1 protein-coding gene is annotated in these 16,057 nt (G+C 74.3%); it reads left to right on the top strand.

Annotated features, from left to right (window positions below; translation table 11 throughout):
• Window positions 1–36 precede the first annotated feature (36 nt).
• Window positions 37–16,056: an SDR family NAD(P)-dependent oxidoreductase gene (locus K7I03_RS00350; RefSeq protein ID WP_449657233.1), complete on the top strand. Its 16,020-nt coding sequence runs from the start codon at window positions 37–39 to the stop codon at window positions 16,054–16,056.
• The last annotated feature ends 1 nt before the right edge of the window (window position 16,057 follow it).

The raw sequence follows: 16,057 nt of genomic DNA, 5'->3' as shown, positions 1-16,057 counted from the left end.
CGCAGTCCACGGGAAACGAGACACGGCGAGGCCCTGATGGCGAACGTGAACGAAGCGAAGCTGCTCGACTACCTCAAGCGGACCACCGCGGACCTGCATGCCACCAAGCAGCGGCTCCGGGACATCGAGAACGCCGGACAGGAGCCCGTCGCCATCGTCGCGATGAGCTGCCGGCTCCCCGGCGGCGTGCGCTCGCCCGAGGACCTGTGGCGGCTCGTCGCCGACGGCACCGACGCCATCGGCGGCTTCCCCGAGGACCGCGGCTGGGACACCGGCGACGCCCCCGACGCGCCGGCCGCCGGGACCGGCGAGGACGGCGACGGCACGGACTACCCGCGCAAGGGCGGCTTCCTCTACGACGCGGCCGAGTTCGACCCCGCGTTCTTCGGCATCTCGCCGCGCGAGGCCCTCGCCATGGACCCGCAGCAGCGGCTGCTGCTGGAGACCGCCTGGGAGGCGTTCGAACGCGGTGGCGTCGCCCCCGACACCCTGCGCGGCGAGCGCGTCGGCGTCTTCGTGGGCACCAACGGCCAGACGTACTTCGACCTGAAGCTGCCGGAGGAGTCCGAGGCGTACATGGCCACGGGCAGCAACGCGGCCGTCCTCTCCGGCCGCATCTCCTACGTCCTGGGCCTGGAGGGCCCGGCGGTGACTGTCGACACCGCCTGCTCGTCCTCGCTGGTCGCGCTGCACCTCGCCGTACAGGCCCTGCGCGAGGGCGAGTGCACCCTCGCCCTCGCGGGCGGCGCGACCGTCATGGCCACGCCCGGCCCCTTCGTCGCCTTCAGCCGCCAGCGCGGCCTGGCGGCCGACGGCCGCTGCAAGGCGTTCTCCGAGGCGGCGGACGGCACCGGCTGGTCCGAGGGCGTCGGCGTGCTGCTCGTGGAGCGGTTGTCGGACGCGCTGCGCAACGGGCACAAGGTGCTGGCGGTCGTCCGGGGTTCGGCGGTCAACCAGGACGGCGCCAGCAACGGACTGACGGCCCCCAACGGCCCGTCGCAGCAGCGCGTCATCTGGGACGCCCTGGCGAACGCCCGCCTCTCCTCCGACCAGGTCGACGCGGTCGAGGCCCACGGCACCGGCACGAAGCTCGGCGACCCGATCGAGGCCCAGGCGCTGCTGGCGACCTATGGCCGCGACCGCGCCCCCGAACGGCCTCTGTGGCTCGGGTCGGTGAAGTCCAACCTCGGGCACACCCAGGCGGCGGCGGGCGTCGCCGGCATCATCAAGATGGTCATGGCGATGCGCAACGGCGTGCTGCCGAGGACGCTGCACGTCGACGCGCCGTCGTCCAAGGTCGACTGGTCGGCCGGGCTCGTGCGGCTGCTGACCGAGGACGTGCGGTGGGACGGCGCCACGCCGCGCCGGGCCGGCGTCTCCTCGTTCGGCATCAGCGGCACCAACGCCCACATCATCCTTGAGGATGCCCCGACCCCGGACCCCGCCGAGCAGCCGGACACCCCGGCCGGCGACGACGCACGGGGCCCGGTCCTCTGGCCGGTGTCCGGCGCCACCGCCGAGGCCCTCCGCGCCCAGGCGGCGCAGCTGCTCGGTGTGATGGAGCACGAGGACGCCCCCGAGCCGCGGGACGTGGCGGCGACGCTGGCGACGGCACGGGCACAGCTCGAACACCGCGCGGTGGTGCTGGGCACCGGACACGGGGAATTGACCGCCGGGCTGGGCGCGGTGGCCGCCGGCGAGGGCGCCGGCGGAGTGATCACGGGGACGGTTGCGGAAGGGCGGCCGGCGTTCCTGTTCACCGGGCAGGGCGCGCAGCGGGTGGGTATGGGCCGGGAGCTGTACGAGAGGTTCCCGGTGTTCGCGCGGGCGCTGGACGAGGTGTGCACACATCTCGAACTTCCGCTCAAGGACGTTCTCTTCGGTGAGGACGGGGAGCTGTTGAACCGTACGGAGTACGCGCAGCCGGCGCTGTTCGCGGTTGAGACGGCGTTGTTCCGGCTGGTGGAGTCGTGGGGTGTGCGTCCGGAGGTGCTGGCCGGGCACTCGATCGGTGAGATCGCGGCGGCGCATGTCGCCGGGGTGCTGTCGCTGGCGGATGCGTGCACGTTGGTGGCCGCGCGTGGCCGGCTGATGCAGGCCCTGCCCGAGGGCGGGGTCATGGCGGCCCTCCAAGCCACCGAAGAGGAAGCTCTCGGTCTGCTCGGTGACGCTGAGGACGCTTCCGTCGCCGCGGTCAACGGCCCGCGTGCGGTCGTGGTTTCCGGCGCCCGGGCCACTGTCACCGCGATCGTGGAGGAGCTGCGGGAGCAGGGCCGCAAGACCTCACTGCTGAAGGTCTCCCACGCCTTCCACTCACCCCTCATGGAGCCGATGCTGGAGGACTTCCGCACGGTCGTGGCGGGCCTGTCGTTCGCCGAGCCGCGCATCCCGATCGTGTCGACCGTCACCGGACAGCTCGCCACCGCCGAGGAGTTGACGAGCGTCGACTACTGGGTGGAGCACGTCCGCCGCCCGGTCCGCTTCACCGACGCCGTCGCCACCCTGACCGCCGACGGGGTGAGCGCGTTCCTGGAGATCGGCCCCGACGCCGTCCTCACCGCCATGGCGGCCGACCACACCACCGCCACCTGCGTCCCCCTCCAGCGCCGCAACCGCCCGGAAGCCGCCGAGGCCCTCACCGCCCTCGCCCGCCTGTGGGTGCAGGGTCACCGCGTCGACTGGACGGCGCTCCACCCCGTGGGCCCGGCCGGGCTCGTGGACCTGCCCACCTACCCGTTCCAGCGCGAGCACTACTGGATCAAGAACACCTCGGCCGTCGGCAACATCGCCTCGATCGGCCTGGACGCGGCCGACCACCCGCTGCTGGGCGCCGCCATGATGCTCGCCGATTCCGACGGCGCGCTGTTCACCGGCCGCCTCTCCGTGGGCGGCCACGCCTGGCTCGCCGACCGCGCCGCCGCCGGGTCCGTCGTGTTCCCGGAGACCGGCTTCGTGGAGCTGGCCATCCGGGCGGGCGACCAGGTCGGCTGCGGCGTCCTGGACGACCTGACGCTGGAGACCCCGCTGGTCCTGCCCGCGCGCGGCGGCGTCCAGGTCCAGGTCGCGGTGGGCGCGCCCGACGCGTCCGGCGCCCGGTCGGTGCGGGTGTTCTCGCGCGCCGAAGGCGCGGTGGGCGACGCGTCCTGGACCCGGCACGCCACGGGCCTGCTCGGCTCGGCGGCCCGCGCCGGGACGGACGACGCCGGCCTCGCCGCGTGGCCTCCGGCGGGAGCGGCACCGGTGCCGGTCGAGGGCCTGTACGAGCGGTTCTCCGGGGCCGGCCTGGCGTACGGACCCGCCTTCCGGGCGCTGCGTGCCGTCTGGCGCGACGGTGACACGCTGTACGCCGAGGTCGCCCTGTCCGGGCAGGCCGCCAAGGACGCCGAGCGCTTCGGCCTCCACCCGGCGGCCCTGGACGCCGCCGTCCAGGCGCTCGTGCTGCCGGGCGCCGACGGGGACGCCGAACAGGCCCTGGAACTGCGGTGGAACGCGGAGTGGCGCGGTGTCGCGCTGCACGCCACCGGCGCGTCCGCCCTCCGCGTGCGCCTGTCGCCGCTGGGCGCGGACAGCGTGGCCGTGCACATCGCCGACGCCGCCGGGGAGCCGGTCGCCTCGGTCGAGACCCTGACCGTCCGCCCCGCCCGGGCCGCCGAACTGGCCGGCGGCGGCGAGACGGCGTACCCCGAGTCGCTGTACCGCGTGGACTGGGTGCCGGCGGTGATGGCGACGACGGTGTCCGAATCGGCTCCCGTCGTCGTGGACTTCGAGGATCTGGCGGGTGTGTCCGGAGAGCCGGACGTGGTGATGCTGCGGGCGTTCGGCGGCGGGGTGCCGGATGTGCCCGGCGACGTGAGCGCGACCCTGGAGCGCGTCCTGCTCGACGTACAGGAGTGGCTGGCGGGGGAGCGGTTCGCCGACTCGACGCTCGTCGTGCTGACCAGGGGCGCCGTGTCGGCGGACGGCGCCGAGGTCACGGACCTCGCGGGCGCCGCCGTGAGCGGCCTGGTGCGGTCGGCGCAGGCCGAGCACCCGGACCGGATCGTGCTCCTGGACCTGGACGGGGACGGTGTTGCCCTGCCGTCGGAGCTGCTGAGCCGCGCCCTCGCCTCGCGCGAGCCCCAACTGGCTTTGCGCAACGGGGTGTTCTTCGTCCCGCGCCTGGTGCGTGCGGGTGTCCCTGCTGCCGTCGAGGACTTGGTGTCGGATGACGGCACGGTGTTGGTGACGGGTGGTCTGAGTGGTCTGGGTGCGGTGGTGGCCCGTTGGCTGGTGGTGGAGCGTGGGGTGCGGCACTTGGTGCTGACGTCGCGTCGTGGTGGTGCGGCCGAGGGTGCTCAGGCGTTGGTGGATTCGCTGCTGGAGGCGGGTGCGGTGTCGGTGGACGTCGCGGCTTGTGATGTGGCGGACCGTGAGGCGCTGGCCGGGGTGCTGGCGGCGATCGGTGAGGAGTTCCCGCTGCGTGCGGTGGTGCATGCGGCGGGTGTGCTGGATGACGGTCTGGTGGGCTCGCTGTCGGTGGAGCGGTTGGCCGCTGTGCTGCGTCCGAAGGTGCTGGGCGGCTGGAACCTGCATGAGTTGACGGCCGGGTTGTCGTTGGACGCGTTCGTGGTGTTCTCGTCGGCTGCGGGTGTGCTGGGTGCGCCGGGTCAGGGCAACTACGCGGCCGCGAACGCCTTCCTGGACGGCTTGGTGGAGTCGCGGGTGGCGTCCGGCCTGCCGGGTGCCGCGCTGGCCTGGGGCTTGTGGGGCGAGGTGGGTGGTATGGGCGGTGGTCTCTCGGAGGGTGACCGTGCCCGGATGGCTCGTGGTGGCGTGCTGCCTCTGTCGACGGACGAGGGGCTGCGGCTCCTCGGGGTCGGGGCACGCGCGGACGCCGCGTTGGTGCCGGTGCGTCTGGATGTCGAGGCGCTGCGGGCACAAGGCCCGTCCCTCCCGACCCTCTACCACCACCTCACCGGCCGCCCGGCCCGCCGTCAGGCCACCGCGCGGTCCGCGTCCGCGAGCGTCGGCACGCTCGGCGAACGGCTCGCCGCGCTCCCCGCGGCCGAGCGCCACGAAGCCGTCCTGGACCTGGTGCGCGGGCAGGTCGCCGCGGTGCTCGGGCACGCGACCCCGGCGGCCATCGCGCCGGACCGGGCCTTCAACGACCTGGGCTTCGACTCCCTCACCGCCGTCGAACTGCGCAACAGCCTCAACACCGTGACCGGCCTGCGGCTCCCCGCCACGCTCGTCTTCGACTACCCGACCGCCGGCGACCTCGCGGACCACCTGCTGTCCGAGGTCTCCGGCGAGGTGGCCGCGGCCACCGTCCTGCCGTCCACCGCCCTCCGCACCGACGACCCGATCGTCATCGTCGGCATGGCCTGCCGCTTCCCCGGCGGCATCGCGTCCCCGGAGGACCTGTGGCGCCTCGTCGCCGACGGCGGCGACGCGATCACCGACTTCCCCGAGAACCGCGGCTGGAACACCGACCGCCTCTACGACCCCACCGGCAACCGCCCGGACACCACCTACGTCAACCAGGGCGGCTTCCTGCACGACGCCGCCGACTTCGACGCGGACTTCTTCGGCATCAGTCCCAACGAGGCGCTGATCACCGACCCGCAGCAGCGGCTGCTGCTGGAGACGTCCTGGGAGGCCCTGGAACGGGCGGGCATCGACCCCGCCACCCTCAAGGGCAGCCCCACCGGCGTCTTCGCCGGCGTCGTCTACCACGACTACACGGGCAGCGCCAGCTCCGGCAGCATCGTCTCCGGCCGCATCGCCTACACCTACGGCCTGGAGGGCCCGGCGGTGACGGTGGACACGGCCTGCTCGTCCTCCCTCGTCGCCCTGCACCTGGCCGGCCAGGCGCTGCGCAACGGCGAGTGCGACCTCGCGCTCGCGGGCGGTGTGACGGTCATGGCGTCGCCCGCCGCCTTCGTCGAGTTCAGCCGCCAGCGCGGCCTCTCCCGCGACGGCCGCTGCAAGGCGTTCGCGGCCGGCGCCGACGGCACGGGCTGGGGCGAGGGCGTCGGCATCCTGGTCGTCGAGCGGCTCTCCGACGCGCTCCGCAACGGGCACCGGGTGCTCGCCCACGTCCGCGGCTCGGCGGTCAACCAGGACGGTGCCAGCAACGGCCTCACCGCCCCCAACGGCCCCTCCCAGCAGCGCGTCATCCGCCAGGCCCTGGCCAACGCCGGGCTGGCGCCCGCCGACGTGGACGCCGTCGAGGCCCACGGCACCGGCACGGTCCTCGGCGACCCGATCGAGGCCCAGGCCCTGCTCGCCACCTACGGCCAGGACCGCCCCGACGACAACCCGCTGTGGCTGGGCTCGGTGAAGTCCAACATCGGACACACCCAGGGCGCCGCCGGTGTCGCCGGGATCATCAAGATGGTCATGGCCATGCGCAACGGCGTCCTGCCCAGGACCCTGCACGTCGACGCGCCCTCGGCGCACATCGACTGGACGGCCGGCGCCATGCGCCTGCTCACCGAGGAGGTCGCCTGGGACGCCGGCCGGCCGCGCCGCGCCGGCATCTCCTCCTTCGGCATCAGCGGCACCAACGCCCACGTGATCATCGAGCAGGCGGAGCCCGTCGAGCGGACGGAATCCGCGGACCCGGCCCCGGCGGCGGCCGGTGCCCTCGTGCCGTGGCCGCTCTCCGGCCGCGACGAGGACGGCCTCCGCGCCCAGGCGGCCCGCCTCGCCGCGTACGTCGAGAAGTACGGTGAGGAGCACGGCGAGACGCACGCCGCACTCCGCCCCCAGGACGTCGGCTGGTCCCTGGCGACCACACGCGGCGCCCTCGACCGGCGCGCGACCGTCCTCGGCACCGACACCGCCGAACTTCTGTCCGGCCTGCGTGCCTTGGCCGACGGCGGTACCGCGCCCGACGCCACACGGACCGGCGGGAAGACCGCCTTCCTGTTCACCGGGCAGGGCGCGCAGCGCGCCGGCATGGGACGCGAGCTGTACGCGGCGTACCCCGCCTTCGCCCGCGCGCTCGACGAGGTCGGCGACCGGCTCGACGGCCTGCTGCCCCGCCCGCTGAAGGACGTGCTGTTCGCGGCCGAAGGGACGGCCGAAGCGGACCTGCTGGACCGCACCGAGTACGCCCAGCCCGCCCTGTTCGCGGTCGAGGTGGCCCTCTACCGCCTCCTGGAGACCTGGGGCGTGCGCCCGGACGTGGTGATGGGCCACTCCATCGGGGAGATCGCCGCCGCGCACGCCGCCGGGGTGCTCACCCTCGCGGACGCCTGCCGGCTGGTCGCCGCGCGCGGCCGGCTGATGCAGGAACTCCCGGCCGGCGGCGCCATGATCGCGGTCGAGGCGACGGAGGACGAGGTCCTGCCGCTGCTCGCGACGGCCGACCGGACCGGCCTGGCCGCCGTCAACGGCCCCCGCTCCGTAGTCCTCTCCGGCCCCGAGGCCGAAGTGGAGCGCATCGCCGGGCAGTTGCGGGACCAGGGGCGCAAGACGTCCCGCCTGAAGGTGTCGCACGCCTTCCACTCACCGCTGATGGAACCGATGCTGGACGCCTTCCGGCAGGTCCTGGAGCAACTGACCTTCGCCGAGCCCCGCCTGACCGTCGTGTCCAACGTCACCGGCGACGTGGCCGGCCCGCAGGAGCTGTGCTCCGTCGCGTACTGGCTGCGGCACGTCAGCGAGGCCGTGCGCTTCGACGCCGGCGTCCGCGGCGCGGCGGACCGCGGGGCGACGCGCTTCGTCGAGATCGGCCCCGACGGTGTCCTGACCGGCCTCGCGCAGACGAGCCTGGCGGCGGACGACGCGGAACGGCCGGAGGGCGCGGTGTGCTGCGTACCGCTGCTGCGCAAGGGTCGGCCCGAGGCGCGGTCGCTGCTGACCGGCCTCGGCCGGCTGTACGCGGCCGGCGGCGACGTCGACTGGGCGGCACTATTCGAGGGCAGCGGCGCCCGGCGCGTCGACCTCCCCACCTACGCCTTCCAGCGCCGCCGCTTCTGGTCCCAGGCCCCGGCCGACCAGGGCGACCCGGCGGCCATCGGCCTCGGCGCCACCGACCACCCCCTGCTCGGCGCGGCCGTGGCGCTCGCCGACTCGGCGGGCTTCCTCTTCACCGGACGCCTCTCCGTCCACACCCACCCCTGGCTGGCCGACCACGTCGTCGGCGGCTCCGTCTTCTTCCCCGGCACCGGCTTCGTGGAGCTGGCCATCCGGGCGGGCGACCAGGTCGGCTGCGGCGTCCTGGACGACCTGACGCTGGAGGCCCCGCTGGTCCTGCCCGCGCGCGGCGGCGTTCAGGTGCAGGTGGTGGTGGGCGCGCCCGAGAGCACCGGCGGCCGCTCGGTGCGCGTGTACTCCCGTGGCGAGGACGGGGCCGGCGACGGTGTGTGGGTGCGGCACGCGAGCGGCGCCCTGGGCGCGGTGCGTCGCGGTGACGGTGGTTCCGTTCTCGGTGTGTGGCCACCGGAGGGCGCGGAGCCGGTGCCGCTGGACGGCGTGTACGAGCGGTACGCCGAGGGCGGGCTGGTGTACGGGCCGGTGTTCCGGGGGCTGCGGGCCGCGTGGCGGTCGGGTGACGAGGTGTTCGCCGAGGTGGCGCTGCCGGACGGTGTGAGTGTGGACGGGTTCGGCGTGCATCCGGCCGTGTTGGACGCGGCGCTGCACGCGGTGGGTCTGACGGGGGTGGGGGAGCGGGCCGGTCTGCCGTTCGCCTGGTCCGGTGTGGAGTTGCACGCGACGGGTGCTTCGGCGCTGCGGGTGCGGGTGTCGCCTCTGGGCGAGGGTGCGGTGGCGCTGGAGGTGGCGGATGCCACCGGCCGGCCGGTGGTCTCGGTGGAGCGGCTGGACGTACGGCCGATCTCCGAGGAGCAACTGGCCCAGGCGCGCGCCGAATACCCCGAGTCGCTGTACCGCGTGGACTGGGTGCCGGCGGTGATGGCGACGACGGTGTCCGAATCGGTTCCCGTCGTCGTGGACTTCGAGGATCTGGCGGGTGTGTCCGGAGAGCCGGACGCGGTGGTGCTGCGGGCGTTCGGCGGTGCGATACCGGAGGTGCCCGGCGACGTGAGCGCGGTGCTGGAGCGTGCGCTGTCGGCCGTACAGGCGTGGCTGGAGGACGAGCGGTGTGCGCGGTCGCGGCTGGTCGTCGTGACGCGCGGCGCGGTGTCGGCCGGCGGCTCGGACGTGGCCGACCTGGCGGGCGCGGCGGTGGGCGGTCTGGTGCGGTCGGCGCAGGCCGAGCACCCGGACCGGATCGTGCTCGTGGACCTGGACGGGGATGAGCTGCCTTCGGACCTGTTGAGCCGCGTCCTCGCGGCGGGCGAGCAGCAACTCGCCCTACGGGACGGTGCGTTGTTCACGCCGCGTCTGGTGCGTGCGGCTGTTCCGGCTGCCGCCGAGGACTTGGTGTCGGATGACGGCACGGTGTTGGTGACGGGTGGTCTGAGTGGTCTGGGTGCGGTGGTGGCCCGTTGGCTGGTGGTGGAGCGCGGGGTGCGGCGTCTGGTGTTGACGTCGCGTCGTGGTGGTGCGGCCGAGGGTGCTCAGGCGTTGGTGGCTTCGCTGCTGGAGGCGGGTGCGGTGTCGGTCGACGTCGCGGCCTGTGATGTGGCGGACCGTGAGGCGCTGGCCGGGGTGCTGGCGGCGATCGGCGAGGAGTTCCCGCTGCGTGCGGTGGTGCATGCGGCGGGTGTGCTGGATGACGGTCTGGTGGGCTCGCTGTCGGTGGAGCGGTTGGCCGCTGTGCTGCGTCCGAAGGTGCTGGGCGGCTGGAACCTGCATGAGTTGACGGCCGGGTTGTCGTTGGACGCGTTCGTGGTGTTCTCGTCGGCTGCGGGTGTGCTGGGTGCGCCGGGTCAGGGCAACTACGCGGCCGCGAACGCCTTCCTCGACGGTCTGGTGGAGTCGCGGGTGGCGTCCGGCCTGCCGGGCGCCGCGCTGGCCTGGGGTCTGTGGGGCGAGGTGGGTGGTATGGGCGGTGGTCTCTCGGAGGGTGACCGTGCCCGGATGGCTCGTGGTGGCGTGCTGCCTCTGTCGACGGACGAGGGGCTGCGGCTCCTCGGGGTCGGGGCACGCGCGGACGCCGCGTTGGTGCCGGTGCGTCTGGATGTCGAGGCGCTGCGGGCACAAGGCCCGTCCCTCCCGACCCTCTACCACCACCTCGTCCCCGCCGTCCGGCGCACCGCGGCCGTTAGCGACGGCGGCACCGCCGACACCCTGCACCGGCAGCTGTCCGCGCTCCTGCCGGCCGAGCGGGAACGCGCCCTGCTCGCCGTCGTGCGCGGCCAGGTGGCCGCGGTCCTGGGGCACGCCAACCCGGCCGCGATCGCGCCGGACCGGGCCTTCAACGACCTGGGCTTCGACTCGCTGACCGCCGTCGAACTGCGCAACAGCCTCAACACCGTGACCGGCCTGCGGCTCCCGGCCACGCTCGTCTTCGACTACCCGACCGCCGGCGATCTCGCGCGCCACCTCCACGACGAACTCCTCGGCACGCTCGACACGCCCACCGGCACCCCGGCCGTCCAGGAGAGCGCCCACGGCGACGACCCGATCGTCATCGTCGGCATGGCCTGCCGCTACCCGGGCGGCATCGCGTCCCCCGAGGACCTGTGGCGACTGGTCGCCGACGGCCGCGACTCCGTCTCCGCGTTCCCCGACGACCGCGGCTGGGACATCGACGCGCTCTTCGACCCGGACGCCGAACGCCCGGACACCACCTACGTCGACAAGGGCGGCTTCCTGCACGACGCCGCCGACTTCGACGCGGACTTCTTCCGGATCAGCCCGAACGAGGCACTGAGCACCGACCCGCAGCAGCGGCTGCTGCTGGAGACGTCCTGGGAGGCGTTCGAGCGCGCCGGCATCGACCCCGCGACGGTCAAGGGCAGCAAAACCGGCGTCTTCGCCGGCGTCATGTACCACGACTACCCCACCAGCCACAGCGCGGGCAGCATCGTCTCCGGCCGCATCGCCTACACCTACGGCCTGGAGGGCCCGGCGGTGACGGTGGACACGGCCTGCTCGTCCTCCCTCGTCGCCCTGCACCTGGCCGGCCAGGCCCTGCGCAACGGCGACTGCTCGCTGGCCCTGGTCGGCGGCGTGACCGTGATGTCCACCCCGGCCACCTTCATCGAGTTCAGCCGCCAGCGCGGCCTGGCGCGCGACGGCCGGTGCAAGTCCTTCGCCGACGCCGCGGACGGCACCGGCTGGTCCGAGGGCGTCGGCGTGCTCGTGGTCGAGCGGCTGTCGGACGCGCGCCGCAACGGGCACCAGGTGCTGGCGGTCGTCCGCGGCTCGGCGGTCAACCAGGACGGCGCCAGCAACGGGCTGACGGCTCCCAACGGCCCGTCCCAGCAGCGCGTGATCCGTGCGGCGCTGGCCAACGCGCGGCTGTCGGCGGACCAGGTGGACGCGGTGGAGGCCCACGGCACCGGCACGGTGCTGGGCGACCCGATCGAGGCCCAGGCGCTGCTGGCGACCTACGGCCGCGACCGCGCTCCCGAACGGCCGCTGTGGCTCGGCTCCATCAAGTCCAACCTGGGCCACACCCAGGCGGCGGCGGGCGTCGCGGGCATCATCAAGATGGTGATGGCGATGCGCAACGGCGTCCTGCCGCGGACGCTGCACGTGGACACGCCGTCGTCGAAGGTGGACTGGTCGGCGGGCGCGGTGGAACTCCTCACCGAAGCCCGCCCCTGGGAGTTCCACGGCGTCAGGCGCGCGGCGGTGTCGTCCTTCGGTATCAGCGGCACCAACGCGCACGTCATCATCGAACAGGCCGCCCCCGAACCCGTCCCCGCCGAGCAGGAGGCGGACAACTCCCCGGCGCCGCTCTGGCCCGTGTCCGCCGCGACCGCCGACGCCCTGAAGACCCAGGCGGCGCAGCTGCTGGACCTGCTGGAGCGCGAGGACGCTCCGGGGCTGCGGGAGGTGGCGGTGGCGCTGGCCACAACGCGGGCGCAGCTGGAACACCGTGCCGTGCTCACCGGCACCAACCGCGCGGACCTCACCGCCGGGCTCGCCGCGCTGGCGGCCGGGCAGGACGCGGCGGGTCTGGTGCGGGGGACGGCCAGCGAGGGCCGGCTGGCGTTCCTGTTCACTGGACAGGGGGCACAGCGGGTCGGGATGGGCCGGGAGCTGTACGAAGCGTTCCCGGTGTTCGCCAAGGCGCTGGATGAGGTGTGTGCACGCCTCGAACTGCCGCTCAAGAAGGTCCTGTTCGGCGAGGACGGGGAGCTGCTGAACCGTACGGAGTACGCGCAGCCGGCGCTGTTCGCCGTCGAGACGGCACTGTTCCGGCTGGTGGAGTCGTGGGGTGTGCGTCCGGAGGTGCTGGCCGGGCACTCGATCGGTGAGATCGCGGCGGCGCATGTCGCCGGGGTGCTCCCGTTGGAGGACGCCTGCACGCTGGTGGCGGCACGCGGCCGGTTGATGCAGGCCCTGCCCGAGGGCGGGGTCATGGCGGCCCTCCAGTGCACCGAGGACGAAGCACTCGCCCTTCTCGGTGACGCGGAGGACGCTTCCGTTGCTGCGGTCAACGGCCCGCGTGCGGTCGTGGTTTCCGGCGCCCGGGCCACTGTCACTGCGATCGTGGAGGAGCTGCGGGAGCAGGGCCGCAAGACCTCACTGCTGAAGGTCTCGCACGCCTTCCACTCCCCGCTGATGGAGCCGATGCTGGAGGACTTCCGCACGGTCGTGGCGGGATTGTCCTTCACGGAGCCGCGCATCCCGATCGTCTCCACCGTCACCGGAATGGCGGCAGCAGCCGAGGAGTTGACGAGCGTCGACTACTGGGTGGAGCACGTCCGCCGCCCGGTCCGCTTCGCCGACGCGGTCTCGACCCTGACCACCGACGGCATCACCACCTTCCTGGAGATCGGCCCCGACGCCGTCCTCACCGCCATGGCGGCCGACCACACCACCGCCACCTGCGTCCCCCTCCAGCGCCGCAACCGCCCGGAAGCCGCCGAGGCCCTCACCACCTTCGCCCGCCTGTGGGTCCAGGGCCGGCCCGTCGACTGGCAGGCCCTCCACCCCACAGCCCCCACCCGGCCGGTCGACCTGCCCACCTACCCCTTCCAGCGCCGCCGTTACTGGATCGACGGCTACTCCCCGTTCGGCGCGGCCTCCAGTGCCGGCGGTCATGCGCTGCTGGGGAAGCCGGTGTCGCTGGCCGGTTCGGACGGGCTGCTGTTCTCCGGCCGGCTCTCCCTCCGGACCCACCCCTGGCTCGCCGACCACGCGATCGGGGACACCGTCCTCTTCCCCGGCACGGGCTTCGTGGATCTGGCCATCGCGGCCGGTGACCAGGTGGGACGCACGGTTCTGTCGGAGATGGCCCTGGAGGCGCCGCTGGTCCTCCCCGAGCAGGGGGACGTGCACACCCAGCTCGTGGTCGACGCTCCCGACGCTTCGGGAGACCGCGCTTTCAGTATTCACTCACGCTCTGAGGACACGCTGGGCGACGGCGTGTGGGTCCGGCACGCGAGCGGCGTCCTGGGCACGGTGAGCCCCGGCGCCGGTGGTGCCACCCTCGGCGTCTGGCCCCCGGAGGGCGCGGAGCCCCTGCCGGTCGAGGGCCTGTACGAGCGGTACACCGACGGCGGTCTCGTGTACGGGCCGGTGTTCCGGGGGCTGCGGTCCGCGTGGCGGTCGGGTGACGAGGTGTTCGCCGAGGTGGCGCTGCCGGACGGCGTGAGCGTCGACGGATTCGGCCTGCACCCGGCCGTGTTGGACGCCGCCCTGCACGCGGTGGGCCTCACCGGGGTGGGGGAGCGGGCCGGTCTGCCGTTCGCCTGGTCCGGTGTGGAGCTGCACGCGACGGGTGCCTCGGCGCTGCGGGTGCGGGTGTCGCCTCTGGGCGAGGGTGCGGTGGCGCTGGAGGTGGCGGATGCCACCGGCCGGCCGGTGGTCTCGGTGGAGCGGCTGGACGTACGGCCGATCTCCGAGGAGCAACTCGCCCAGGCCCGTGCCGAGTACCACGACTCCCTCTACCGCGTCGACTGGACCCCGGTCCCGTCGCCCGTCCGCGTCCCCGCCGGGACGTGGACGGTGGTCGGCCCGGGCGCGTCCGCCTGGTCGCGGGTGCTGGCCGCGGCCGGTCAGGTGACGAGCGCCGAAGCGGCCTCCGGACTGCCGGACGCCGGTACGACGGACGTCGTCGTGCTGCCGGCCGTGGCCGAGGGCACGGGAGGCGACGAGGCCGGTGCGGCACGGGAGCGTACCCACCGGATGCTGGCCGACCTCCAGTCCTGGCTGGCGGACGAGCGGTTCGCCGGCTCGACGCTCGTCGTGGTCACCCGGGGAGCGGCACCGGCGGGCGGCGGCGAGGTCACCGACCTCGCGGGCGCCGCGGTGGGCGGGCTGGTGCGGTCGGCCCAGGCGGAGAACCCCGGCCGGATCGTGCTCGTCGACACCGACGGCACCGACGCCTCCCTCGCCGCCCTGCCCCGCGCACTGGCCGCCGGAGAGGAGTATGTCGCCGTCCGCGACGGTGAGTTGTCCGTACCCCGGCTGGCCCGGGTCCCCGCGACCGTCCGCACCACCGACTCCGGCGAGGACCGCGAGGAGCACGGCACGATCCTCGTCACGGGTGCCACCGGCGCCCTGGGCGTGCTGGTCGCCCGCCACCTGGTGGCCGAGCACGGGGCACGGCGCCTCCTGCTGGCCAGCCGCCGCGGCCCGGACGCCCCGGGCGCCCCGGAGCTGGCGGCCGAACTGGCGGAACTAGGCGCCGAGGTGACGTTCGCCGCCTGCGACATCGCCGACCGCGGCCGGCTGGCGGCGCTCCTCGGCTCCGTACCCGCCGAGCACCCGTTGACCGCCGTGGTGCACGTCGCCGGCGCGCTCGACGACGGCGTCATCGGCTCGCTGACCCCCGACCGCATGGACACCGTGCTCCGGCCCAAGGCCGACGCGGCCTGGAACCTGCACGAGCTGACGCGCGGCCTCGACCTGTCCGCGTTCGTCCTCTTCTCCTCCATCGCCGGCGCCCTGGGCGTACCGGGGCAGGGCAACTACGCGGCCGCCAACGCCTTCCTGGACGCCCTGGCACACCACCGCCGGGCAGCGGGGCTGCCGGTGACCTCGCTGGCCTGGGGCATGTGGGCGGACGACAGCGGGATGGCCGGCGGGCTGAGCGACGCGGACGTACGGCGCATGGCGCGCTCGGGCGCCGGCGCGCTCTCCGCCAAGGAGGGGCTGGCGCTGTTCGACGCGGCGTTCACCGGCAGCGGGCGGTTCGCGCCCCCGGACGAGGCACTGCTCGTCCCGGTCGCGCTGGACCCGCGCCTCCTGGCGCAGGGCGATCCCGGAGAGCTGCCGCCCCTCTTCCGCGGCCTGGTCCGGACGACGGCCCGGCGCACCGCGCGGTCGGCCCAGGAGCCGTCCGCCGGCACCGGGGACCTGCTCGCCCGCCTGGCGGAGACGCCCGCGGCGGACCGCCGGGACCTGCTGACGGAGGTGGTCCGGGCGCAGGTCGTGGCGGTGCTCGGGCACACCGACGCCGAGGGCGTCGACGCCGACCGGTCGTTCAACGCCCTGGGCTTCGACTCGCTGACCGCCGTCGAGTTCCGCAACCGCCTCAACGCCGCCACCGGCCTCCGGCTCCCCGCCGCGCTCACCTTCGACCACCCGAGCAGCCGGGCCGTCGCCGACCACCTGTGGGAGGAGCTCGCACCCCGGCTGGAGGAGGAGCCGGCGGCGGACGGGAGCGGTTCCGGTTCGGCCGAGGACCGCGTCCGCGCGGCGCTCGCCGCCATCCCGCTCTCCCGGCTGCGGGAGGCCGGCCTGGTGGACAGCCTCCTGGAGCTCGCGGGACTCGGCACCGACGCCCTGGCCGCCGACGAGGAGGCGGGCGGCGCCGCGTACTCCATCGACGCGATGGACACCGACGCCCTGATCAGCATGGCCCTCGCCGACACGGGCGCGGCGGGGGACGGCGACGGAGCGGACGGAACGTATAACGCGGAGGACGACCACGCCTACGACGCCTACGACGTCTTCGGGGGAGACCCGGAGGAGGACGGCGGACCGGGCCACCAGGACGTCGACGTCCTCGACGTCACTGACATGACGCGGGAGAAGTGAC

The organism is Streptomyces mobaraensis, from assembly GCF_020099395.1.
Lineage (GTDB): Bacteria > Actinomycetota > Actinomycetes > Streptomycetales > Streptomycetaceae > Streptomyces.
Note: the sequence above shows the minus strand (reverse complement) of the source record. Positions and strands in the feature narration are given on the sequence as shown.

Coding starts and splice junctions, on each gene's coding strand:
- K7I03_RS00350 (WP_449657233.1), top strand. CDS start 37: ATGGCGAACGTGAACGAAGCGAAGCTGCTCGACTACCTCAAGCGGACC.